This window comes from Saccharothrix isguenensis (genome assembly GCF_052936305.1).
Window position 1 is genome coordinate 6476999 of the sequence record NZ_CP193626.1, and the last position, 22845, is coordinate 6499843.

The 22845-nt window shown below is 71.5% G+C and carries 25 protein-coding genes and 1 riboswitch; of the genes, 3 read left to right on the plus strand and 22 right to left on the minus strand.

Annotated elements, in window-relative coordinates:
* Positions 1 to 10: 10 nt before the first annotated feature.
* From ACRAKI_RS28880 to ACRAKI_RS28895, 4 genes are all read right to left on the minus strand, one after another.
* Positions 11 to 1330, minus strand: a complete 1320-nt coding sequence (locus ACRAKI_RS28880) for an aminotransferase class V-fold PLP-dependent enzyme (protein WP_447003645.1) — start codon at positions 1328 to 1330, stop codon at positions 11 to 13.
* 37 nt (positions 1331 to 1367) lie between these two features.
* A riboswitch (SAM riboswitch) is annotated at positions 1368 to 1481 on the minus strand.
* Positions 1482 to 1546: 65 nt separating this feature from the next.
* Positions 1547 to 3019 (minus strand): potassium/proton antiporter, encoded by a 1473-nt coding sequence (locus ACRAKI_RS28885; protein WP_447008545.1) that lies wholly within the window; start codon positions 3017 to 3019, stop codon positions 1547 to 1549.
* 116 nt (positions 3020 to 3135) lie between these two features.
* Positions 3136 to 3420, minus strand: a complete 285-nt coding sequence (locus ACRAKI_RS28890) for a DUF167 domain-containing protein (protein WP_447003646.1) — start codon at positions 3418 to 3420, stop codon at positions 3136 to 3138.
* A 1-nt stretch (position 3421) separates the two neighbouring features.
* Complete coding sequence (locus ACRAKI_RS28895; RefSeq protein WP_447003647.1) at positions 3422 to 3970, minus strand: TetR/AcrR family transcriptional regulator; 549 nt, start codon at positions 3968 to 3970, stop codon at positions 3422 to 3424.
* 55 nt (positions 3971 to 4025) lie between these two features.
* On the opposite strand from ACRAKI_RS28895, the gene ACRAKI_RS28900 reads away from it, so the two are divergent.
* The 3 genes from ACRAKI_RS28900 (at position 4026) to ACRAKI_RS28910 (ending at position 5778) form a co-directional block, all read left to right on the plus strand.
* Entirely contained in the window at positions 4026 to 4484 is a 459-nt protein-coding gene (locus ACRAKI_RS28900) for an SRPBCC family protein (RefSeq protein ID WP_447003648.1), read from the plus strand.
* A 68-nt stretch (positions 4485 to 4552) separates the two neighbouring features.
* Complete coding sequence (locus ACRAKI_RS28905) at positions 4553 to 5113, plus strand: RNA polymerase sigma factor (protein WP_447003649.1); 561 nt, start codon at positions 4553 to 4555, stop codon at positions 5111 to 5113.
* A 98-nt stretch (positions 5114 to 5211) separates the two neighbouring features.
* On the plus strand, positions 5212 to 5778 hold the full coding sequence (locus ACRAKI_RS28910) for an RNA polymerase sigma factor (RefSeq protein WP_447008546.1): 567 nt from the start codon (positions 5212 to 5214) through the stop codon (positions 5776 to 5778).
* A 58-nt stretch (positions 5779 to 5836) separates the two neighbouring features.
* On the opposite strand, the gene ileS is transcribed toward ACRAKI_RS28910, so the two are convergent.
* The 18 genes from ileS to murD all read right to left on the minus strand — a co-directional run bounded on the left by ileS (position 5837) and on the right by murD (position 22845).
* The gene (ileS, locus tag ACRAKI_RS28915) at positions 5837 to 8944 is read right to left on the minus strand and encodes an isoleucine--tRNA ligase (RefSeq protein WP_447003650.1); all 3108 of its coding nucleotides are present in this window, start codon (positions 8942 to 8944) and stop codon (positions 5837 to 5839) included.
* 333 nt (positions 8945 to 9277) lie between these two features.
* Positions 9278 to 9757: a hypothetical protein gene (locus tag ACRAKI_RS28920; RefSeq protein WP_447008547.1), complete on the minus strand. Its 480-nt coding sequence runs from the start codon at positions 9755 to 9757 to the stop codon at positions 9278 to 9280.
* Between the two features lie 52 nt (positions 9758 to 9809).
* Positions 9810 to 10634, minus strand: coding sequence for a DivIVA-like cell division protein Wag31 (gene wag31, locus ACRAKI_RS28925; RefSeq protein WP_184923463.1), 825 nt, complete (start codon positions 10632 to 10634; stop codon positions 9810 to 9812).
* 45 nt (positions 10635 to 10679) lie between these two features.
* On the minus strand, positions 10680 to 10964 hold the full coding sequence (locus ACRAKI_RS28930) for a YggT family protein (RefSeq protein ID WP_380725279.1): 285 nt from the start codon (positions 10962 to 10964) through the stop codon (positions 10680 to 10682).
* A gap of 20 nt (positions 10965 to 10984) precedes the next feature.
* Complete coding sequence (locus tag ACRAKI_RS28935) at positions 10985 to 11602, minus strand: cell division protein SepF (RefSeq protein ID WP_447003651.1); 618 nt, start codon at positions 11600 to 11602, stop codon at positions 10985 to 10987.
* Positions 11603 to 11673: 71 nt separating this feature from the next.
* On the minus strand, positions 11674 to 12372 hold the full coding sequence (locus ACRAKI_RS28940; RefSeq protein WP_447003652.1) for a YggS family pyridoxal phosphate-dependent enzyme: 699 nt from the start codon (positions 12370 to 12372) through the stop codon (positions 11674 to 11676).
* The gene (pgeF, locus tag ACRAKI_RS28945; RefSeq protein WP_447003653.1) at positions 12369 to 13073 is read right to left on the minus strand and encodes a peptidoglycan editing factor PgeF; all 705 of its coding nucleotides are present in this window, start codon (positions 13071 to 13073) and stop codon (positions 12369 to 12371) included. The genes ACRAKI_RS28940 and pgeF overlap by 4 nt, the downstream gene beginning before the upstream one ends.
* Before the next feature lie 146 nt (positions 13074 to 13219).
* A complete protein-coding gene (ftsZ, locus tag ACRAKI_RS28950) occupies positions 13220 to 14617 on the minus strand; it encodes a cell division protein FtsZ (RefSeq protein ID WP_447003654.1) in 1398 nt (465 codons plus the stop codon).
* A gap of 209 nt (positions 14618 to 14826) precedes the next feature.
* Positions 14827 to 15339, minus strand: a complete 513-nt coding sequence (locus tag ACRAKI_RS28955; protein ID WP_447003655.1) for a DinB family protein — start codon at positions 15337 to 15339, stop codon at positions 14827 to 14829.
* Positions 15340 to 15418: 79 nt separating this feature from the next.
* The gene (locus ACRAKI_RS28960; protein WP_447003656.1) at positions 15419 to 16189 is read right to left on the minus strand and encodes a cell division protein FtsQ/DivIB; all 771 of its coding nucleotides are present in this window, start codon (positions 16187 to 16189) and stop codon (positions 15419 to 15421) included.
* Positions 16186 to 17586 (minus strand): UDP-N-acetylmuramate--L-alanine ligase, encoded by a 1401-nt coding sequence (gene murC / locus ACRAKI_RS28965; RefSeq protein WP_447003657.1) that lies wholly within the window; start codon positions 17584 to 17586, stop codon positions 16186 to 16188. The genes ACRAKI_RS28960 and murC overlap by 4 nt, the downstream gene beginning before the upstream one ends.
* Positions 17583 to 18686 (minus strand): undecaprenyldiphospho-muramoylpentapeptide beta-N-acetylglucosaminyltransferase, encoded by a 1104-nt coding sequence (gene murG / locus ACRAKI_RS28970; RefSeq protein ID WP_447003658.1) that lies wholly within the window; start codon positions 18684 to 18686, stop codon positions 17583 to 17585. Before murG ends, murC begins: the two co-directional genes overlap by 4 nt.
* A gap of 39 nt (positions 18687 to 18725) precedes the next feature.
* A complete protein-coding gene (gene ftsW / locus ACRAKI_RS28975) occupies positions 18726 to 20186 on the minus strand; it encodes a putative lipid II flippase FtsW (protein WP_447003659.1) in 1461 nt (486 codons plus the stop codon).
* 78 nt (positions 20187 to 20264) lie between these two features.
* On the minus strand, positions 20265 to 20702 hold the full coding sequence (locus tag ACRAKI_RS28980) for an Imm1 family immunity protein (RefSeq protein WP_447003660.1): 438 nt from the start codon (positions 20700 to 20702) through the stop codon (positions 20265 to 20267).
* Positions 20703 to 20743: 41 nt separating this feature from the next.
* Positions 20744 to 20968: an Imm1 family immunity protein gene (locus tag ACRAKI_RS28985; RefSeq protein WP_447003661.1), complete on the minus strand. Its 225-nt coding sequence runs from the start codon at positions 20966 to 20968 to the stop codon at positions 20744 to 20746.
* Between the two features lie 2 nt (positions 20969 to 20970).
* Positions 20971 to 21201, minus strand: a complete 231-nt coding sequence (locus ACRAKI_RS28990) for a hypothetical protein (protein WP_447003662.1) — start codon at positions 21199 to 21201, stop codon at positions 20971 to 20973.
* The gene (locus ACRAKI_RS28995; RefSeq protein WP_447003663.1) at positions 21182 to 21418 is read right to left on the minus strand and encodes a DUF397 domain-containing protein; all 237 of its coding nucleotides are present in this window, start codon (positions 21416 to 21418) and stop codon (positions 21182 to 21184) included. The genes ACRAKI_RS28990 and ACRAKI_RS28995 overlap by 20 nt, the downstream gene beginning before the upstream one ends.
* A gap of 41 nt (positions 21419 to 21459) precedes the next feature.
* A complete protein-coding gene (murD, locus tag ACRAKI_RS29000; RefSeq protein ID WP_447008548.1) occupies positions 21460 to 22845 on the minus strand; it encodes a UDP-N-acetylmuramoyl-L-alanine--D-glutamate ligase in 1386 nt (461 codons plus the stop codon).

Consider the following 22845-nt stretch of genomic DNA (forward strand, 5'->3'; position numbering starts at 1 on the left):
AGCATGCAGGTCAGAGCAGGAACGGCGGGAGCGCGCGCTCGTCGTTCAGCGGCGCCCAGCGGCCGTCGCGGACCTCGTACTCCCACCGCGAGCCCTCGGTGACGAGCGTGCGCAGGGCGGCCACGAAGCGGTCCACGTGCTCCTCGGTCGTGCCCAGGCCGATGGACGCCCGCAGCGCGCGCTCGCCGTGCGCGAGCCGGTGCACGGCGACGTGCGCGCAGAACGCGCCGTCACGCACGCCTATGCCGTGCTCGGCGGACAGCGCGGCGGCGAGGTAGCCGACGTCCTGACCGCCGACCGTGAAGCTCACCACGCCCACCCGGTCGTGCTCGACGCCGAAGAGGGCCAGCTCGCGCACGCCGGGAACGGTCGACAGCCCGGCGCGGAGCCGGGCCAGGAGCGTGCGCTCGTGCTCGGCGGTCTGCTCCCAGTGCCGACCGAGCACGTCGCAGGCCACGGCCAGGGCGTGCACGCCCACCACGTTCGGCGTGCCGGCCTCGTGCCGCTCGGGCACCGCGGACCAGGCCACGCCCAGCCGGTCGCCGTGGTCCGTGACGCGGGTCGTCGCACCGCCGCCCACCAGGTACGGCTCGGCGGCCTGCAACCAGTCGGACCGGCCGACCAGGGCACCGGCGCCGAACGGCGCGTAGACCTTGTGCCCGGACAGCACCGTGTAGTCGACGTCGAGCGCGCGCACGTCGATCGGCCGGTGCGGTGCGAGCTGGGCGGCGTCCAGGGCGATCCGGGCGCCGTGCCGGCGGGCGACCCGGGCCAGTTCCGCGACCGGCCACAGCTCGCCGGTGACGTTCGACGCGCCGGTCACCACGACCAGGCGGGGGCCGACCGGCGCCTCGCGCAGCGCCCGGTCCAGCTCCAGCACCGCCGTGGCGGGCGAGGCGGGGGTCCTCAGGCGGTGGACGTTCGGGCCGCGCCACGGCAACAGCGCGGCGTGGTGCTCGGTGTCGAACAGGATCACGGCGGTGCGCTTCGGCACGCTCCTGGCCAGCAGGTTCAGCGCGTCGGTGGTGTTGCGGGTGAAGACGACGGCATCGGTGCCACGGGCGCCGAGGAAGCGGCGGACGGACGTGCGGGCCTGCTCGTAGACCTTGGTGCTGACCTGGGACGCGAAGCCGGCGCCCCGGTGCACGCTGGCGTACCAGGGCAGCAGCTCGTCCACGGCGTCACGGACCTGCTCCAGGCACGGCGCGCTGGCCGCGTGGTCCAGGTTCGCGTACTCGACGCGCTCACCGGTCACCAACGGCACGCGCAGGCTGGAACCGACGACGCGCGGCAGTGCGGCGACGGGGATTCGGGACACTGCGACGGTCATGACGCCCTCCGGGGGTCCGGGACCCCGCCGGAGGGGGAGCCCGCGCTTGCCGGGCGCCCTGCGCGCCAGGCCAGGTCCTCACCGGGGGCACCCCACCGCGGAGGAGGGTTGCCGGCCAGCAAGCCCGGGCTTGTCGCTGGCACTCATGACCTTCACGTCGAAGGTAACCCGGTGCGCGCGCTCACGTCGAGGGCGTTCACATCCTGGGAGACCCGGTCACGGCAGGCCGACGTCGCCCTTCCAGCGGGCGAACCGGCCGGCCCGGTCCACGGCCCGGATGCGCTGCTCGGTCGCCGTGCGCATGGCCTCCGTGCACACGACCAGCAGCTGGTCGTGCTCCTGCAACCGGGTCGTCGGCTCCGGCGTGAAGCCGTTGTCCTCCCGCACCACGAGGCTCACCGACGAGCCCGGCGGCAGCCGCAGTTCCGACAGGTAGACGCCGTGCAGCTTGGAGCCGCGCTGGATGCGGATCTGGAGGAGCTCCGCGCCCAGCTCGTCCAACGCCGACGAGTCGACCTGGACCTCCTGCGCCTCACCGGACTTGACCAGCTTCAGCCACTTGGCGAGCCACGGCAGGGTCGTCCCCTGCACCAGGGTCAGCACCACGACCAGCACGAACACCGCGTCGACCAGCTGTTGCGCGCCCGGCACGCCCTGGATCAGCGGGATCAGGGCGAACACGATCGGCACCGCGCCGCGCAGCCCGGACCACGAGATGAAGACCTGTTCCCGCCAAGGCACCCGGAACGGCAGTGCCGCGCACAGCACCGACAGCGGCCGGGCCAGCAGCACCAGCACGGCTCCCGCGACCAGCGCCGGCACCAGCGCCTGGAGCAGCCTGCCGGGCGACGCGTACAGGCCGAGCAGCACGAACAGGCCGATCTGCGCGACCCAGCCCAGCCCCTCGGCGAACGACAGGGTGTCCGCCCGGTGCGGCAGCCGGGCGTTGCCGAGCACCAGCGCGGCGATGTAGACGGCGAGGAAACCGGACGCGTGCGCGACGTCGCCCACGGTGTAGGCGAGCAGGCACACCGCGATCGTGGCCAGCGGGTACAGCCCCGTGGCGGGCAGTGCGGCGCGGCGCAGTCCGACGCCGCCCAGCCAGCCGAGCACGATGCCGATCACCGCACCGGCGATCAGCTCGTAGGCCATCAGCAGCGGTGCGGTCCACGTGATCGGCTCGGGCGCGGCCAGCAGCACGACGGCGATGTACACCGGCGCGTCGTTGATACCGGACTCCAGCTCCAGCGGACCGATGAGCCGCTTGCCCACACCGACCCCGCGCAGCACGCTGAACACCGCCGCGGCGTCGGTGGACGACAGCACCGCGCCCCACAGCAACGCGGTGCGCCAGTCCATGTCGAGCAGGAAGTGCAGCGCGAACCCGGTGACCGCGATGCTCACGGCGACGGACACCGTGGACAGCGCGATGCCCAGGCCGAGCGCGGGCCGCACCTCGCTCCACCTGCTGGTGAGACCACCCTCGGTGAGGATCAGCACGAGCGCGGCCGTGCCCAGCGACCGGGTCAGGTCGGCGTCCTCGAACTGGATGCCGACCACGGCCTCGCCGAGCAGCAAGCCGATGCCGAGGTACAGCAGGAGGGACGGCAGACCGAGCCGGATCGACACCCTGACCGCGATGACCGAGAGCAGCAGAACCGTGGCGGCGATGCCGAGGAAGCCCGTCACACCGCCCACTCGGCCTCCACGCGTCGGTCCCCGCCGTCATCACCCGCCGGGTCATTCTCCCTGGTGACACCGAAATGGACGAATCCGGAACAGCACGCGGCGGCACTTGGCGAAGATCACCCGTGCGGCCGGCCGTCGAGGAGGCGGGCCAGCACGTCCGCGGCGTCGACCGGCGCCGGGTCGATCCGGACGACCTTGTCCCGGCCCCGCTCGCCCGCGATCACCTCGACGTCCTGCTTCCGCACGCCGAACGCCTTGGCCAGCGCTCTGCGCACGGCCTCGTTGGCCTTGCCCTCCACGGCGGGCGCGGCGACCGCCACGACGAGCGCGCCGTCACCCCACCGGCCGCCGACGGCCTCGCGCTTCGCGCCCGGCTTCACCCGGATGGTGAACTTGGCCACGTCAGGCACGGCGGGTCATGACGGCCAGCGTCTCGTCCAGCAGCGCGCGCCGCTCCTTGACCAGGTCCGGCGCGGACGACAGCAGCTGGGCCTGCCCGAGGTAGACCGAGTACGCCAGGACGGCCCGCTGGTGCGACTGGTCGGCGGGGAAGCCCAGCTCGCCGAACAGCTCCTCCAGGTAGCCGATGCGCCGGTCGGTGACGCGGCGCAGCACGGGCGCCACGACCGGGTCCTCCTTGGCCGCGAGCAGGGCCAGCTCGACCGCGCTGTCCTCGATGCCCTCCAGCACCGTGCCGAACAGCAGCCGCAGCTTCGCCAGCGGGTCCGGCACGGACTCGACGACCTCGATGACGGCCTCGGTGCGCTTGCGCTCCCAGCGTTCGAGGGTGGCCTTGAGCAGGGCTTCCCGGTTGGGGAAGTGCCAGTACGCGCTGCCCTTGGTCGCGCCGAGCCGCGCCGCCAGGGGTTCCACCGCGACCGCCGCCACCCCGCCCTCGGCGAGCGCCCGCAGGGCCACCCCGGTCCAGTCGTCCTGCGTCCGCCTTGCCACGGCTCCATACGCTACCGTACGGTGCCGGACCATACGGTGGCGTATGGAGGCTGCGATGATCAAGAACGTGCACGTCCGGCAGATCCCTCACAGCGCGGGTGTGATCGACAGGGCGGTGGAGCTGTGGCCCCCGGCCTGGCCCCCGCTGGTCCTCGACCGGCCGCTGGGCGTCGGCGCGAAGGGCGGGCACGCGTTCGTCCGCTACCACTGCACCGACTACGTCCCCGGTCAGCGGGTCGAGTTCACGTTCGCGCCCGGCTTCGGGCTGGTCGGGACGCACGTGCTGGAAGCGGTGCCGGGTGGCTTGCGGCACACGATCACCGCTCGGACGCGCGGCCTGATGCGGGTGGGGTGGCCGCTGGCGGTGAGGTGGCTGCACGACGCGCTCTTCGAGGACCTGTTCGACAACGCCGCCCGCGCGCTCGGCCACCCGCCCGTTCACCCGGCCCGGTGGTCACCGTGGGTCCGGTTGCTGCGCGCGGCGGCCAAGAGGAGCGTCAGGCAACCCGCTTGACCGGATCTCCTCCACAACCCCCGGTCTCGTCCGTCTACCCCGTACCGGGACCAGAGGGGGGAGGGTTCGTGACGCCGGAGGATCCCGACGACCACGCGGCCACCTTCAGCGACTTCTACCACCGGGAGCGCACGCGGTTGTTCCGCTTCGCGGCGGTGATGTCGCCCCACCTGGACCACGAGTCCGCGGTGCAGGAGGCGTTCGTCGGAGCGTGGCGGCACTGGCCGGTGATCGCCCCGCCGTCGAGACGTGCTTGGCTGGTGAAGACGATCCGCAACCAGCTGGTGGACCAGGCCCGCCGGCGGGAGCGGCCGGGCGACCTGACCGACGAGGTCGTCGCGCGGCAGCGCGGCACGTACCGGATCCTGGTGCCGAGGCAGCGGGACGCCGAGACGTGGCACGAGCTGATCAGCACGCTGGCGGCCGTCGCGAACCTGCCCGACCACCTGCGGACCGCGCTGGTGCTGCGGTTCTGGGCTTTCGGCGACGACGAGATCGCCGACGTGCTGGGCTGCCGGCGCGAGTCGGTGCGCCGGTACGTGTCGCAGGCGCGGGCCGAGATCAGCGAGCGGGTCGGCAACAAGGGGCGGCGGGCGCGGGGCTCCCAGCGCGGGAAGGAGACGTCGTGACGGACGAGGTGGACCCACGGCTGGACCAGCTGCGAACCGAGCTCGTCGAAGCCATCCCGGAGGACCCGGGGACCGACGACCTGGGCGTGGCCGCGATCATGGCGCAGGCCTCCGGGTACGACCGCCAGGCGGCGCTGGTCGTGGCCGCCCGTGGCGGTTCCCGTCCCGCGCTGGACTCGCTGGTGGCCGAGCTTAACCCGCTGGTGTGGCACGTGGCCAGGGGCAACGGCCTCGACCACGTCACGGCGGAGGACGTCGTGCAGACCGTGTGGCTGAGCCTCCTGCGCCACCTCGACCGGCTGGCCGAACCCCGTGCGGTGGCCGGCTGGCTCATCGTGGCGACCCGCCGTGAAGCGCAACGGGCGTGGCGCGAGCGCAACGGCCGCCCGGCGCTGTCGACCGACTCGGCCGTCGACATGCCCGACGACCGCTGGCTGCCGGAACCGGAAGCCCTCCGCGACGACCGCGACCGCCGCCTCTGGCAGGCGTTCACCACGCTCCCCCGCCGCTGCCAGGAACTCCTCCGCCTGACCGTCCTGGCCGGCCGCGCCGAGTACCGGGCGGTGTCCGAGGCCCTCTCCATGCCGAGGGGCTCCATCGGCCCGACCCGGGGCCGCTGCCTGACCCAGCTGAGGGAACGCCTGGAACGGCACGACATCCGCTGAGGCGCGGCAGAGGGGCCGGGACGACTGCTCCCGACCCCTCTGCCGCACGCCACCCGCGTCAGACGCGGACGACCGAGACCCGGACCTTCCGGCCTTCGCCGACCACGCCGTCCGAACCGGTGACGACCTCGCCGTACTCGACCGACCCGGCCAGGGTCTCCTCCTTCACGAACGCCTCGAACTGCCGCGCCGCCGCCTCGACCGCCGGCGGCAGCTGCAACGTCAACGCGATCCGGTCGGACACGTCCAGCCCGGCGTCCTTGCGCGCCTGCTGCACCACCCGCACCAGGTCACGGGCGATGCCCTCGGCCGCCAGCTCCTCCGTCACCGCGGTGTCCAGCACGACCAGCCCGCCGCCGTTCGGCAACGCCGCCGTCGCACCCTTGTCCGTGGCGACCAGCCGCTGCTCGTACTCCTCCGGGAACAGCTCGATCCCGGCCGCCACGACCCGGCCGTCCACTTCCCGCCAGTCACCGGCCTTCACGGCCTTGATGACCTTCTGCACGTTCGGCCCGAGCCGCGGCCCGGCGACGCGCGCGTTCACCGCCAGCTCGAAGTGGCCGTGCGCGTCCACGTCCGAGGTCAGCTCGACCTCCTTGACGTTCACCTCGTCCCGCAGCACCTCGGTGAACGCCTCCAGCAGCGCCACGTCGCCGGAAGCGATCACCAGCTTCGCCAGCGGCAGCCGCACCCGCAGCTTGTTCGACTTCCGCAGCGACAGCGCCGTGGACGCCACCTGCCGCACCTGGTCCATCGCCGTCACCAGCGCGTCGTCCGCCGGCAGGTCGGCCGCCGCCGGGTAGTCCGCCAGGTGCACCGACCGGCCACCGGTCAGCCCCCGCCACACCGACTCGGTGGTCAGCGGCAGCAACGGCGCGGCCACCCGGCACACGACCTCCAGCACGGTGTGCAGCGTGTCGATCGCGTCCTGGTCGCCCGACCAGAACCGGTCGCGCGAACGGCGCACGTACCAGTTGGTCAGCACCTCCAGGAACTCCCGGATCGACGCGCACGAGCCCGAGATGTCGTACTCGTCCAGCTGCGCGGTGACCCCGGCCACCAGGTCGTGCGTCTTCGCCAGCACGTACCGGTCCAGGACGTGCTGCGAGTCCGTCCGCCACTTCCCCTCGACGCCGTCCGCGTTGGCGTACAAGGCGAGGAAGTACCAGGAGTTCCACAACGGCAGCACGGCCTGCCGCACCGCGTCACGGATCCCGCGCTCCGTCACCACCAGGTCGCCGCCACGCAGGATCGGCGACGCCATCAGGAACCAGCGCATGGCGTCCGAGCCGTCGCGGTCGAAGACCTCGTTGACGTCCGGGTAGTTCTTGCGCGACTTGGACATCTTCTGCCCGTCGTCGCCCAGCACGATCCCGTGCGCTACGCAGTTGCGGAACGCGGGCCGGTCGAACAGCGCCGTGGCCAGCACGTGCATGGTGTAGAACCAGCCGCGCGTCTGGCCGTTGTACTCCACGATGAAGTCGCCCGGGTAGTGGTCCTCGAACCACTGGGCGTTCTGGAAGGGGTAGTGCACCTGCGCGAACGACATGGAGCCGGACTCGAACCAGCAGTCCAGCACCTCCGGCACGCGCCGCATCACGGACTGCCCGGACGGGTCGTCCGGGTTCGGCCGGGTCAGCTCGTCGATCGTCGGCCGGTGCAGGTCGGCCGGGCGCACGCCGAAGTCGCGCTCCAGCTCGTCCAACGACCCGTACACGTCCACCCGCGGGTACGCCGGGTCGTCCGACACCCACACCGGGATCGGCGAGCCCCAGAACCGGTTGCGGGAGATGTTCCAGTCGCGGGCGTTCTCCAGCCATTTGCCGAACTGGCCGTCCTTGATGTGCTCGGGCACCCAGTTGATCTGCTGGTTCAGCTCGACCATCCGGTCCTTGAACTGCGAGACCGCGACGAACCACGACGACACGGCGCGCTGGATGAGCGCGTTGTCGCACCGCCAGCAGTGCGGGTACGGGTGGTCGTAGGTCTCGTGGCGCAGCAGCAGACCCGCTTCCTTCAGGTCGCGGATGATCGGCTTGTTCGCCTCGAAGACCTGAAGCCCCTCGTACGGCGGCACCTCGGCGGTGAACCGGCCGTGCGCGTCCACCGGCACGACGACCTCGATGCCCGCCGCGTCGGTGACGACCTTGTCCTCCTCACCGAAGGCGGGGGCGATGTGCACCAGGCCCGTGCCGTCCTCGGTGGTGACGTAGTCGGCGGCCAGCACCTGGTGCGCGTTCTCCCGGCCGGCGAAGAAGTCGAACGGCGGCGCGTACTTCCGGCCCACCAGGTCGGCGCCCTTGCAGCGGGCCACGACGGTCGGCTCCTCGCCCAGCTCGCGGGCGTACGCGGGGACGCGGGCCTCGGCGAGCAGGTAGCGCTCGCCGTTCGCCTCGACCGTCGCGTAGTCCACGTCGGGGTGCACGGCGGCGGCCAGGTTCGACGGCAGCGTCCACGGGGTCGTCGTCCAGACCAGGGCCAGCTCACCGGTCTCCAGGCGCAGGCCGACGGTCACCGCCGGGTCCTGCCGGTCCCGGTACGTGTCGTCCATCTTGGTCTCGGTGTTGGACAGCGGCGTCTCGCAGCGCCAGCAGTACCAGAGCACCCGGAAGCCCTCGTAAACCAGACCCTTGTCCCACAGGGTCTTGAAGGCCCACATGACGCTTTCCATGTAGTCCAGGTCGAGGGTCTTGTAGTCGTTGTCGAAGTCCACCCAGCGGGCCTGCCGGGTCACGTAGTCGCGCCACTGGCCGGTGTACTGGAGCACCGACGCGCGGCAGGCCTCGTTGAACTTCTCGATGCCGAACGCCTCGATCTCGCTCTTCGACGAGAACCCGAGCTGCTTCTCCGCCTCCACCTCGGCGGGCAGGCCGTGGGTGTCCCAGCCGAAGCGGCGCTCGACGTGCTTGCCGCGCATGGTCTGGTAGCGCGGGACGACGTCCTTGACGTAGCCGGTGAGCAGGTGGCCGTAGTGCGGCAGGCCGTTGGCGAACGGCGGGCCGTCGTAGAAGACGAACTCGTTCGCCCCGTTGTCCCCGGCCGGGCGGGCGTCGATCGAGGCCTGGAACGTCCGGTCGGACTTCCAGAAGTCGAGGACGCCCTCTTCGAGGGCGGGGAAGGACGGCTGGGAGGGAACGGAACCCTCGCCTGCCTTCGGGTAGGCCATCGTGCTGCTCCTCGCGTGCGTCCAACCGGCTCACGGGGACGACACGCCGGTCACGGCGCACCGCGGTACCACCCCGCTTGCCAGGGCGCGAAGGCACTGGCCTCTCTTCGACGGCTGTGACGGGCCGCACCCGTCCGGTTCTACTGAGGCGCGTCCCACTGGGCACGCGCCCGTTCTTCCGGAGGCTCCCCGGTGATGGCCGGATCAGCGCCTTGCTACCACCCAGGGTAGCCGAACCGCGCAAACCGCTTTCGCCCGCCGCGCGACCTGACCGCGCGACTCGCCGTGTCCCGACGGAGGACTCGCGGTGTCTGAGCGGAGGACTCGCGGGGATCAGGGGGTGGCGCGCTTGGTGGCCGCGAGGCTGGAGTCCGGGCGGCACACCGCGCACGGTGTGAAGCCCAGCCGGCGGGCCTCGTTGATCGGCAGCCCCAGGGACGGGCGTGCGGCGAGCCAAGAGCACGCGGCGAGGTGGTAGCGAGGACGCTCGTCCAGCACCCGCACCTCGTCGGTGAGCTCGCTCACGACCAGGGAGTCGGCGGCGTCCGTGTCCTCCTCGCCAGGCTCGACTTCTGCCTGCTCAGGCGAACTTTCGGCCTCCTCCACCCGCGTCCCGCCCTGGTGATCACCAACGCTAACCTGGTGATGATCAACAGCGCCGGTGCCGGCAGCCGGGGCGCCCGACCGGTGACGAAGCCACCAGTCGAGCACGAGGACCATCGCAGCGGCCCCGCTCGCACCCACGGACAACCACGCCCAATAGGTCTGGGCGCTGGTCAGCGCGGGTACGAGCAACCCCAGGGCTGCCAGCACCAACAGCAGAACTATGTAGAGCACGTGCAGCAGACTAGATCAGCTGCACCGATCAGCCGGCCTCGGCGCGCGCCCCGAAGGAGTAGCCACCCTGCTGACGCCCGTCGGACGGCGCGGCGGGACCCCGGTCCTGCAGGTCGCGCAGCGACGACTCGAGCATCGTCTTGAGCCGGGTGCGGTACTCGCGCTCGAACGTCTGAAGCTTGTCGATCTGCTTCTCGAGCGTGTTCTTCTCCTGGGTGATGTTGCCCATCACCTCGGCGTGCTTGCGCTGCGCGTCACGGTCGAGCGCGCCGGCCTTCTCACGGGCCTGCCGCTCCAACGTCTCGGCGCGGGTTCGCGCGTCGTTGAGCATGGTCTCGGCACGCGTGCGCGCCTCGTTGACCATCGTGTCGGCCTTGGCTCGCGCCTCGGACAACAGCTGCTCGGACTTGGTCCGCGCCTCCGACAGCATCCCGTCGGCCTCGGCCTTGGCCTCACCGGTGAGGCGGTCTGCCATCTCCTGGGCGAGGCCCAGCACCTTGGCAGCCTGCACGTGGTGGTCGCCACCACCGCCACCGCCACCGGGAGCGGTCTGCTCCAGTGCCGAAGGGGGCGGCACCGGGGCGAGCCTGCGCGGCTCGTCGACGACACGGCTCGGGCCGACGCCCGCGGCAACCTTCGCCCGGGCGTCTTCGAGGTCGGCACGCGCGGTCTCGACCTGCTGGTCGAGCTGCTCGACCTGCTGGCGCAGGTCGTTGTTCTCCTCGATCAGGCGAGCGAGCTCACCTTCAACCAGGTCGAGGAACGCGTCCACCTCGTCCTCGTTGTAGCCCCGCTTGCCAATCGGCGGCTTGCTGAACGCGACGTTGTGCACGTCCGCGGGGGTCAACGGCATCAGATCACCTCACGCACTCCTGGGCTGTGGACATCCCTGGTCCCCTCACCTGGGATCGGCTACTCGCATCAGAATGATAACGACCAGCAACAGCACAATAATGGACAAGTCCAGTCCGACGCCCCCGATCCGCACGGTCGGGATGATCCGACGGAGCAGCCGGACCGGGGGATCGGTCACGGTGTAGACGGTCTCAAGCGCTACCGCGACACCGCCCGCAGGCCGCCATCCCCTGGCGAAACTACGAACGAGTTCCACGACGACACGCGCCGTGAGCAGCAGCCAGAACGAGAACAACACGTAGTAGACCACGAGCCAGAGGGCATCCACAGCGTCAACTGTGCCATCTCTCAGGCCTGGTTGAGGAACCCGCCCTCCGCGAGCCGCCTCCGGTCCTCCGCCGTCACGTCGATGTTCGGCGGTGAGAGAAGGAACACCTTGTTCGTCACCTTGTCGATCGAACCCCGCAGCGCGAACGCGAGCCCGGCCGCGAAGTCGACCAGCCGCTTGGCGTCCGCGTCGTCCATGTCGGTGAGGTTCATGATCACCGGCGTGCCGTCGCGGTAGTGCTCGCCGATGGTCCGCGCCTCGTTGTAGCTGCGCGGGTGCAGCGTGGTGATGCGGGCCAGCGGGTTGCTCGGCGGGTCGGCGGCGGGCCGGAGCCTGCTCACCGGCTCGCGCTGCGGCTCGACGGCCAGCGCGCCCTGCGTCTCGGGGCTCCACGACCGCCGTGGACGGGCACCGCGCTCCGGCTCGAACTCGTCCGCGTCGTCCAGCTCGGCCCGGTAGCCGTTGAAGGAGCGTCGGCGGGCGGTCCGCTGCTCCGGGTAGGGCTCGTACTCCTCCGCATCCGGGTACTCGGTCCGGTACTCGGCGTAGCGCCGGTCCTCCTCGTAGGCGGCCGGGTCGTCGGCGTACTCGGCGGGAACCATCCCGAAGTAGGCCTTCAGCTTGTGAAACCCGCTCATGGCTTGAGCCCTTCCTCCGCCGAGATCCCTACCCGCAAGGACGTCGCGGCCGTCCCAGAGGTTCCGGACAGTTACGGCGAGGCTAGCCTCCGGCCGCCCAGCAGCGCTGTTCCGACACGCACGCACGTGGATCCGTGCGCGATGGCGTCCTCCAGGTCACCGCTCATCCCCGCCGAGAGCACGGTGGCATCGGGATGATCGTCCCGCAAGCGGGTTACCGCTTCGTATAGAGCGGCAAACGCCCGCTCTGGAGACATGTCAAGGGGTGCGACGGTCATCACACCTCGCAGAAGAAGTTCACTCGACCGTGCTACGTGATCGGCCAGTCGCGGAAGGTCACCGATCGGGTGACCGCCGCGGGCCTCGTCGCCGTCGATGCTGACCTGGATCAACACCTCGACCGGTTCGGTGGCGGCCTTGGCGATGGCATCGGCGAGCCGGGTCGAGTCGACCGTGTCGATCCGGTGCGCCCAGCGGAGGACGGACTTGGCCTTGTTCCGCTGGAGCGAGCCGACCATGTGCCACTTCGCGGGGGCGCCCGGCCGCAGCTCGGCGAACTCGGCGGTCTTGCGGTTGGCCTCCTGGTCGCGGTTCTCGGCGAAGTCGGTCAGCCCGAGGTCGCTCAGGATCGCGACGTCCTCGGCCGGGAACGTCTTGGTGACGGCTAACAAGTCCACCTCATCGGGTGACCGGCCGACCGCCGCACAGGCCTTGGCGATCCGTTCCCGGACCTCGGCCAGCGACAGGGCCAGCTCTTCGCGCCGGTTCATGACTCCATCCAGATGACGCCCGCGAGCCGCCCCGTGCCGGGCGTGCGGCGGTGGCTGAACAACTGCTTCTCCTCGAACGTGCACCGCGGGTCGATGCCGAGCCTGCCCACGCCGGCGTCGGCGAGCTGCTGCCAGAGACCGGCCCGCAGGTCCAGCGCCGGTGTGCCGGACCGGGTCTTCGACGCGCTGCCCGGCAGGTGCTTCTCGACGTCGTCGCGCATCGCGGCGGGGACCTCGTAGCACTGGCCGCAGACGGCCGGGCCGAGCAGCACCTCGATCCGCTCCTCGCGCGCCCCCAGTTCCACCATGCGACCCAGGGTCGCGGGGACGACGCCGACCCGCGCGCCGACGCGTCCGGCGTGCACGGCGCCGATCACGCCCGCCTCCGGGTCGCCGAGCAGCACCGGCACGCAGTCCGCGGTCAGCACCACCAGCGCCAGCCGCTCCTGCGCGGTGACGACGGCGTCGGTGGCCTCCAGCGGCTCGTCGACCGGACCGTCGACGACGGCGACGGTCCGCCCGTGCACCTGCTCCATCCACACCAGGCGTTCCGGTTGGAGGCCGATGCCCTCGGCCAGCCGCTTCCGGTTGGCCGCGACGGCCGCCGGGTCGTCACCGACGTGGTCGCCGAGGTTGAAGGAGTCGTACGGCGGCTTGGATACGCCGCCTTCACGGGTGGTCACGACACGACGGATGCGCACACCCCCAGCTTCCCAGACCCCACGCCCCACCCCCGCGTGAGTCCTGCGTTCAGAACCCGTGACTCACGCGACGGGAACGCAGGACTCACGCACCGGCGCCGCGCCGCCCCCGGTGGGGACGACGCGGCGCCGGTGGTGTGTCGGGCTTACCGCCGCATGAACGGCGGCACGTCCACCTCGTCATCGGGGTCGTCGGTCACCGGCACGGCCCGGTTCGGCAACGTGCCGCCGGTGTTGCCCTGCATCCCCGGCGTCAGCGACCGGGGCATGGTCGGCTGCTGCGTCCCGTACGGGGACTGGCCGTTGCCCTGGCCCGGCTGCTGCTGCGGTTGCTGCTGCTGCGGTTGCTGCTGCTGCGGCACGACGGGACGGGGCGGCACGACCGAGGGCTGCTGGTCCAGCTGCTGCGACACGGGCTGCGGCTGCTGGTGCTGCTGCTGGTGCTGCTGGTGCTGCTGCACGGGCTGCGGCTGCTGGTGCGGCTGTTGGTGGTGCTCCGGCTGGGTGTGGTTGACCTGACCCGCGGTGGCGGTTGCGACCGGGGTGCCTCGCGGCGGGCTGGACAGAGCCTGGGGCTCCAACTTCTTGTGTGTCGGCCCGCCACTGTCAAAACCCGCCGCGATCACCGTCACACGAACCTCGTCACCGAGCGAGTCGTCGATGACCGTGCCGAAGATGATGTTCGCGTCGGGGTGGGCGGCTTCCTGCACCAGCGAAGCCGACTCGTTGATCTCGAACAGCCCGAGGTCGCTGCCACCGGCGATCGAGAGCAGCACGCCGTGCGCACCCTCCATCGACGCTTCCAGCAGCGGCGAGTTGATCGCCTTCTGGGCGGCTTGGACCGCTCTCCCCTCGCCCCGCGCCGAGCCGATGCCCATCAGGGCACTGCCCGCGCCGGACATGACCGACTTGACGTCGGCGAAGTCGAGGTTGATCAGACCGGGGGTGGTGATCAGGTCGGTGATGCCCTGGACACCGGACAGCAGCACCTCGTCCGCGGAGCGGAACGCGTCCATCAGCGAGACGCCGATGTCGCCGAGCTGGAGCAGCCGGTCGTTGGGGATCACGATGAGGGTGTCGCACTCGTTGCGCAGGGCCTGTATTCCCTCTTCGGCCTGCTTGGCGCGGCGCTTGCCCTCGAACGAGAACGGTCGCGTGACCACACCGATGGTCAGCGCGCCGAGCTTGCGGGCGATGGAGGCCACCACGGGCGCGCCTCCGGTGCCCGTGCCGCCGCCTTCACCGGCGGTCACGAACACCATGTCCGCGCCCTTGAGGACTTCTTCGATCTCCTCACGGTGGTCTTCGGCGGCCTTGTGGCCGACTTCGGGATTGGCGCCGGCTCCCAGGCCGCGGGTGAGTTCGCGGCCGATGTCGAGCTTCACGTCGGCATCCGACATGAGCAGCGCCTGGGCGTCGGTGTTCACCGCGATGAACTCGACACCCTTGAGCCCGACCTCGATCATGCGGTTGACGGCGTTGACACCGCCACCGCCGATGCCGACGACCTTTATCACCGCGAGGTAGTTGTGCGGGGGCGTCATCGGTCCGCCTTCCTGATCGTGTCCGTGCTCATGAGCTGGAGTGGATGACCACCGGTGTCACAGCCCGGACGGATCTCCACCCGGATTGAAACTCTCAACCAGAGGTTCAGAGTTATGTCAACCCCGTATGTTCCTGCTGGACGTTATGCATCGGGAATGCCTCGGTCCAGCAGCCACGCCGTGTTGTGTCCTGACCGGGTGAGCGGTCTCTACTCGCCGGTCACCCCGTCGAGCAGTTCCCGCACCACGTCCAGGTGCCCCGCGTGCCGACCCGTTTCCTCGATCATGTGGATCAACACCCAGCGCACGGAAAGCACCTTGTCGCCGCGGAACGCCACCTCGTGGTCGAGGTCGAGGCCCGCGACGAGTTCGCGACTCGCCGTGCACTGCGCAGCGTAGTCGTCGATCAATCGCGAGATCGTCTCACCCGGCTCGACGCGCCAATCCGCGTCCGGGTCCTCCCGGGTGTAGGGGGCCGTGTCGGGCCGTCCGCCGAGGGCGACGTCGAACCAGTGGTGCTCCACCCAACGCAGGTGCCTGACGATGCCCGCAGCGGTGTTGAGCTGCGACGGGAGCACGGAGCGGCACGCGTCCTCGTCGCTCAGACCGGCGCACTTCAGCTCGATCGTGCCGCGCAGGTAGTCCAGGAACCCGCACAGCAGGGTGCGTTCGTCGCCGGTGAAAGGAAGTTCGATCCGGTTGTCCACCGGCGTCTGGGTCATCCGCGCAGTATCACCGCCGGGCACGGGTCGGGCGATCGACTTTCATCGTCGACCGGTGTGGCGGGATTCACCACACCGATCACGAGACGGTCGGCAGCTCCGGGCTGGAGAGGTCGAACACGGTGCCCTGCCGGGTCAGCAGGACCTCCAGCACGGCGGCCTTGCGCGGGGTGTCGGCGGACGAGCCCCAACGGGCCTCCCGACCGGCGCTCAACGTCAGCCGGACGTCCGACGGCGTGTCCGCGGTCACGATCAGCACTTCCCGGCGCAACGCCTCGGGCAGCTGCGTGATCACGCCGACGGCGGCGGCGAGCGCGTCCGGTCCCACCCTCAGCTCCGGCAGCCCGGACGGCGGGTCGCCCACGGTGGCGTAGTCCTTGGCGGTCGCGTCCACGAGGTGCGTGCCGTCCGCGGCGACGATCACGGCGACCGGTTCCCGCTCGTCCACGGTGAGCCGCAGCGTGCCGGGCAGCAGCCGTTCGACGTGCACCCCGGCGACGCGGGGCAGTTCGCGGACCCGGGCGTCGACGTCGTGGACGTCGACGCGCACCAGGGGCGTGCCTGGCTCGACCGCGGCGGCCTCGCGGACCTGGTCACCGGTCAGGTGGACCACCCCGCGCACCTCGACCTGGCGGACGCCGAGCACGGGCGTGAACCAGACCGTGCAGACGACCGCCGTCACCACGACCATGATCAGGACCGCGATCAGCCGGCGGCGCATCACCACCCGCTGGTACGGCCGCCGCACCGGGCGGCGGGACCTCCCGCGCGGCGGGCGACGACGCGCCGCCGAGCGGGGGTCCGGCCCGGAGGCGGTGGCCGGGCGACGACGCGCCGCCTTCGTACTCATGTCCGATCAAGCTCCCCGACGATCTCCGGGCCGAGCATCGTGACGTCGCCCGCGCCCATCGTGACGACCAGGTCGCCCTCGCCGACGAGGCTCTTGACCAGCGTGGGCACCCGGTCGAACGACGGCTCGTAGAACACCTTGCCGACGTCCAGCGGCACCAGGCCCGAGACCAGGGCGCCGGTGACGCCGGGCTCCGGGCGCTCGCGCGCGCCGTAGACGTCGAGCACCACGACGGCGTCCGCCGTCCCGAGGGCGGCGGCGAACTCCTCGGCGAACAGCCGGGTCCGCGAGTACAGGTGCGGCTGGAACACGACGACGAGCTTGCCGTCGCCGGCGACCGGCCGCGCGGCGGCGATCTGGGCGAGCACCTCGGTCGGGTGGTGGGCGTAGTCGTCGTACACCCGCACGCCCGCGGCCTGGCCCTTGTACTCGAACCGCCGGCGCACACCGCCGAACGCGGCCAGACCGGCCAGCACGCCCTCCCGGTCCGCGCCCAGTTCCAGCGCGGCGACCAGGGCGGCCAGCGCGTTGCCCGCCATGTGCTCGCCGGGCACGGCCACCCGCACGTCCAGCACCTCGTCGCCGTCCAGCTCGACCTTGACCACGCCACCGCCGTCGTCGGGCCGGTAGTCGAGCAGCCGGGCCGAGCCGGGACCGGAGGCCGTCCGGCCGTACAGGCGGACCCGGATGCCGAGCTTCGCGGCCCGTTCGGCCAGCGCCGCCGCGCCCGGGTCGTCCGCGCAGGCGATCAGCACCCCGTCCGGCTGGATCCGCTCCAGGAACGAGTCGAACACCGCCACGTACGCCTCGACGGTGCCGTGGTGGTCCAGGTGGTCGGCCTCGACGTTGGTCACGACCGCGACCGAGGGCGAGAAGAAGAGGAACGAGCCGTCGCTCTCGTCGGCCTCGGCCACGAAGACGCCGCCGGCGCCCTGGTGGGCGTTGGCACCGGACTCGTTGAGGTCGCCGCCGATCGCGAACGACGGGTCCATCCTGCAATGTTGCAGGGCGACCGTGAGCATGGAGGTGGTGGACGTCTTGCCGTGCGTGCCCGCGACGCACGCCACCCGGTGGTCCAGCATCAACGCGGCCAGCGCCTCGGCCCGCCGCAGCACGACGACGCCGCGTGCGCGGGCCTCCACCAGTTCGGCGTTGTCCTCGCGGATCGCGGTGGACACGACGACCGCCGTGGGGCCGCCGGGCAGCTGGTCGAGGTTCGCGCCGGCGTGGCCGACCGCGATCGCCGCGCCCTGCGCCCGCAACGCGAGCACGGTGCGCGAGTCCTTGGCGTCCGAGCCGGACACGTGCGCGCCGCGCGCCAGGAGGATGCGTGCGATGCCGCTCATGCCGGCGCCGCCGATGCCGACCAGGTGCACCCGGTCCAGGACGTCGCTCACTTCTTGACCACCTCGAGCACGATGCGGGCCAGCACCTCGTCGGCTTCGCGGTGACCGGTGCTCAGCGTGGCCGTGGTCATCGCGGCCAACCGGTTGCGGTCCGCGACCAGCGGCACCACGTTCGCGGAGATCCACTCCGGCGTCAACTGATCGTCCGGCACCAGGATGCCGCCGCCGGCGGACACCACCGTGCTCGCGTTGAGCGCCTGCTCGCCGTTGCCGTGCGGCAGCGGCACGAACACCGCCGGCAGGCCCACGGCGGACACCTCGGCCACCGTCATCGCGCCGGACCGGCACAGCACCGCGTCCGCCGCCGCGTAGGCGAGGTCCATCCGATCCAGGTAGGGCACCGGGACGTACGGCGGCGCGCCGGGCACCGACTGGACCGCCACCGTGTTCTTGGGGCCGTGCGCGTGCAGGACGGCGATCCCGGCCTGGGCGAACGCCGACGCCGCGCCGGACACCGCGTTGTTGATCGAGCGGGCGCCCTGCGAGCCGCCGAACACCAGCAGCGTCGGCGCGGTCGGGTGCAGCCCGAAGTGGGCGCGGGCCTGGGCGCGCAGCGCGGCGCGGTCCAGCGAGGTGATCGAGTAGCGCAGCGGGATGCCGATGACCTCCGCGTCGGTCAGGCCCGAGTCGGGCACGGCGGCGGCGACCCGTTCGGCGAACTTCGCGCCCACCTTGTTGGCGAGACCGGCCTTGGCGTTGGCCTCGTGCACGACGATCGGCACCCGGCCGCGCGCGGCGAGGTAGGCGGGCAGCGCGACGTAGCCGCCGAAGCCGACCACGACGTCCGCGCCGACGCGTTCCAGCACGGCACGCGTGTCACGCACCGCGGCACGCACGCGCAGCGGCAGCTTGAGCAAGTCGGGCGTCGGCTTGCGCGGCATCGGCACCGGCGGGATCAGCTCCAGCGGGTAGCCGCGGGCCGGCACGAGTCTGCTCTCCAGACCGCGCTCGGTGCCCAGCGCGACCACGCGGGCGTCGGGCCGGAGCCGCATGACCGCGTCGGCCAGGGCCAGGGCGGGCTCGATGTGCCCGGCGGTGCCGCCCCCGGCGACCACCACACATGGTCCGACCTGCTGGGGAACCCTGGTCACGCACTTCCTCCTCGTATCGGTGAACCGCTCTGCGAACGGCTAACGCCCGTCACGCCGCCTGGACCGCACGTCCCGGTCCTGGCCGGCCTTCCGGGATTCGCGACGACGGTACTCCGACGGCGGAGCGTGACGACCGGCCATCCGCCTCTCGTCCACGGGCGGCGGCGCGGCCTTGCGACCGCGCGGCGGCGTGGAGGGCCGGGAGGGACGGCGCTTGGGCGGCGGCTTGTACGCCTCGGGCGCGGGCAGCTTGAGCGCGCCGCCGACCCGGCCGGGGCCGAGCTTGCGCAGCGCCGAGACCGCTTCCGGCTCGTGGCGGGCGCAGTTGGCGAGGATGCCGAACACCACCATCGTCGTGACGATGGACGTGCCGCCGGAGGAGATCATCGGCAACGTGATGCCGGTGACCGGGAGCAACTGGACCACGTAGCCGATGTTGATCGCGGCCTGCGCGACCAGCCACACGGTCAGGGTCGCGGACACCATCCGGATCCACGGGTCGGTGTTGCGCGCGGCGATCCGCAGGCCAACGACCGCGAGCAGCGCGAACAGGCCGAGCACCACCAGGCAGCCGATGAAGCCCAGTTCCTCGCCGATCACGGCGAAGATGAAGTCGCTGTGCACGTTCGGGAGGTAGCGCCACTTCGAACTGCCGTTGGTGAGGCCCTTGCCGAAGAACCCGCCCTCCGCCAGCGCGTACAGCGCCTGCAACGCCTGGAGCCCGTCGCCCAGCGGATCGGCCGCCGGGTTCAGGAACGTCTGCACGCGCTCCATCCGGTAGTCCGCGCCGAGCGCCAGGACCAGCGCGCCCGTCACCGCGCCGATCGCGATGACGCCGAAGATCCGCATCGGCGCGCCGACGAACCACAGCAGGCTGATCAGCACGACGGCGAGCGTGATCGTGCCGCCGAGGTCGGGCTGCAGCATCACCAGCGCGAACAGCAGCATGGCCACCGGCAGGACCGGGACCATCATGTGCCGGTACTGGTCCAGCAGAGCGCGTTTGGTGACCAGGACGTGCGCGCCCCACAGCGCCAGCGCCAGCTTCGCCGGCTCGATCGGCTGGAACGAGACCGGTCCGATGATGAACCACGACTGCGCGCCGCTCGCGGCCGTGCCGAGTGGAGTCAGGACGAGGACGAGGAGGATCACGCAGGCGAGCATCGCCATCGTGCTGCCGTGCCGGATCGTGCGCAGGGGGATGCGCAGCACGATCAGGAACATCACCCCGCCGACGCAGACGTACAGGAGCTGCTTCTTGAAGACGCTGTAGGCGGACTCACCGCCGGCGGCGGCGTCCGGGGCGGACGCGGACAGGACCATGATCAAGCCGAGCACGATCAGCGTGCCGAAGACGGCGAGCAGCAGGTGGAAGTCCGCCAGCGGCCGGCCGAGCCAGGCCGTCAACGACGTCCGCACCGCCACGGCACGCTTGGCGCGCCCGGGACGCCGCCGCGCTCCGGGCGGTCGCTCGACCGGAGTACGGTCCACCGCAGTCATGCGCCCATCGTCTCCCCCCGCGGGCGGCGCAAGCCGACAATCCGCCGCGTGTCGCCCATCGCGACCATGATCCGCAGGCTACCCGGCAGGAGCGTCCCGCCACTGGACGATGGTGGGACGGGTGGAAGTGGCGCGGAACTGGTCGATCAGGTCGACCATCGCGGCCGGGGAGATGCCGGTGCCGGCCGGGAAGTGGTCACTCATGGTCGTGCGCCACTCCGGTGAGGACGAGTCGCCGACGAGCTGACTGACCCGATCGCGGTCGGTGTACTCCACGTAACCGAATCCCTTGAAGAAACCCACGACCACGTGGTGGTCGCTGCCCAGCTCGCCGGTGGACTCGTGTTGCCGGAGCGGACGGCCGGTGTGCATCAGGACCGCCTCGCTGGTGTTCGGCCGGGTGAGCAGGTCCACGAACTCCCGGACGTCCGCCCGCGTCGCGAGCTCGACTTCATGCGTCGCGTGCTCCCGCTCGGTGCCCGGCACGAAGTCGGTCCACGTGGCCATGATCGTCATCGCTTACCCCCGTACGTGATTCGCGGATCCATCATCCCGCACTACCCGCCCAACGCGTCACGCCACTGGACCATGGTGGGACGGGCGGCGGTGGCGCGGAACTCCTCGATCAGATCGACCAGCGTGACAAGCGGAATGCCGGTGCCGGGGTAGAAGTAGTCGCTCGTCGTCGTGGTCCAGCCAGGCGATTCAGGAGCCCCCACACACCGGCAGAAGTGGTCATCGCCGGAGAACTCCATGTACCCGGACCCATCGCAAACCGCCACGACTACCTGGTGGTCCGGGACGAGGGGTCGGTGTTGTCCTGACTCGCCTGGGCGAAGATGCCGACGACCTGCTCCACCTCTGGTTGGGTGGTGCCCGCTGTGGCGGTGGCCAGGTCGGTGTGGACGTCGTCCAGCAGGTCTGACGACTCCCCCAGGGCTGAGGTGATCCGGTCGACCAGGTCAAGGACGTTCCGGAGCGCGGCGGCTACCGAATCAAGCGTGGTCGAGGGCACCGCGCTTGGCCGTGGCCAGGAACGCGGTCATCGAGCGGTCGGTGAAGGACAGGGTCGGGCCGGTCACGTTCTTGCTGTCACGGACGCGGAACGCGTCGGCCGCCGAGGCGACCTCCACGCAGGCACCGGTGCCGTTGCTCCGACTGCTCTTGCGCCAGACCGACAGCTCGACGCACTCACCACCCCCTGGCCGTGCCCGGTGGTCGACGCCGCCCACGAGTACCTGAAGGACCCGGACAGCATCTACCCCGACGTCGGTCAGCGGTCCCGCTCCCGTTGACCGACCAGCTTCAGCACGGCCTCGGTGAACGCCTGCCCGCGATGGGCGTAGTCGTTGAACATGTCCAGCGACGCCGCCGTCGGGGCCAGCACGACCGCGTCGCCGGGCTGCGCCATCGAACGAGCGGCGCGCACGGCGTTCTCCATCGCAGCGGAAGCGGAGGCGTCGTCCAGCACCGCCACCGGCACCGACGGCGCGTACCGGGCCAACGCCGAAGCGATCACCTCGCGGTCCGCCCCGATCAACACCGCCCCGCGCAGCCGATGCCCTTCCGCGCGCACCAACTCGTCCACCGACGCACCCTTGAGCATCCCTCCGGCCACCCACACCACGCTCTCGTGCGACCGCAACGACGCCGCCGCCGCGTGGGGATTGGTGGCCTTCGAGTCGTTGACGTACGAAACCCCACCGTCCGTCGCCACCAGCACCGCCCGGTGCGCCCCCGGCCGGAACTCCCGCAGCCCGCGCGCCACCGCCGGAGCCGGAACGCCGTGCGCACGGGCCAAAGCCGCCGCCGCCAGCGCATCGGCGATCCCGGGCGGCCCACCGGGCCGGACATCGGCGGCCGGCAGCAACACCGTGTCCGAGGCCCCGAACGCCCGGTCCACCAACTGCCCGTCGTGGACCCCGAGCTGCCCTTCCTCCGGCGACCCCAGCGTGAACCCGATGTGCGCCCGCGCCGGCGCCCGCGCCAGGAGACTCGCCACCACCGGGTCGTCCACCCCGCCGATCCCGACCTCGCCGGTCAGCACACCGGCCTTCGCCGCCGCGTACGCCTCGAACGTCCCGTGCCAGTCCAAGTGGTCCTCGGCCAGGTTCAGCAGCACCCCGGCGAACGGCCGCACGGACGGCGACCAGTGCAGCTGGAAGCTCGACAGCTCCACCGCCAGCACCCGACGCCCGGCCAGCAACGCGTCCACCACCGGCAACCCGACGTTGCCGCACGCGACCGCGTCGAGCCCCGCCGCGCGCAGGATCGACTCCAGCATCCCGACCGTGGTCGTCTTGCCGTTCGTCCCGGTCACCGCGAGCCACGTCGGCGGGTCGGCCAGTTCCAAGCCCATCCGCCAGGCCAGCTCGACCTCGCCGATCACCTCGACGCCCGCCGCCGCAGCCGCCACCAGCAGCGGGCTGGACGGGCGCCAGCCGGGGCTGGTCACGACCAGGTCGGTCCCCGGCGGCGGAGCGTCCAACCCGGGCACCAGCGCCACGCCGGGCAGGAGCTGTTCCAGCGCGGTGAGGTTGTCGGCCGAACCATCGGTCACGGTGACCACGGCGTCCGCCGCCAGCAACGCCTCCGCCGCGGACCTGCCGGTCACGCCGGCACCGGCGACCAGGACGTGACGACCTGAGAGGAAGCCCAT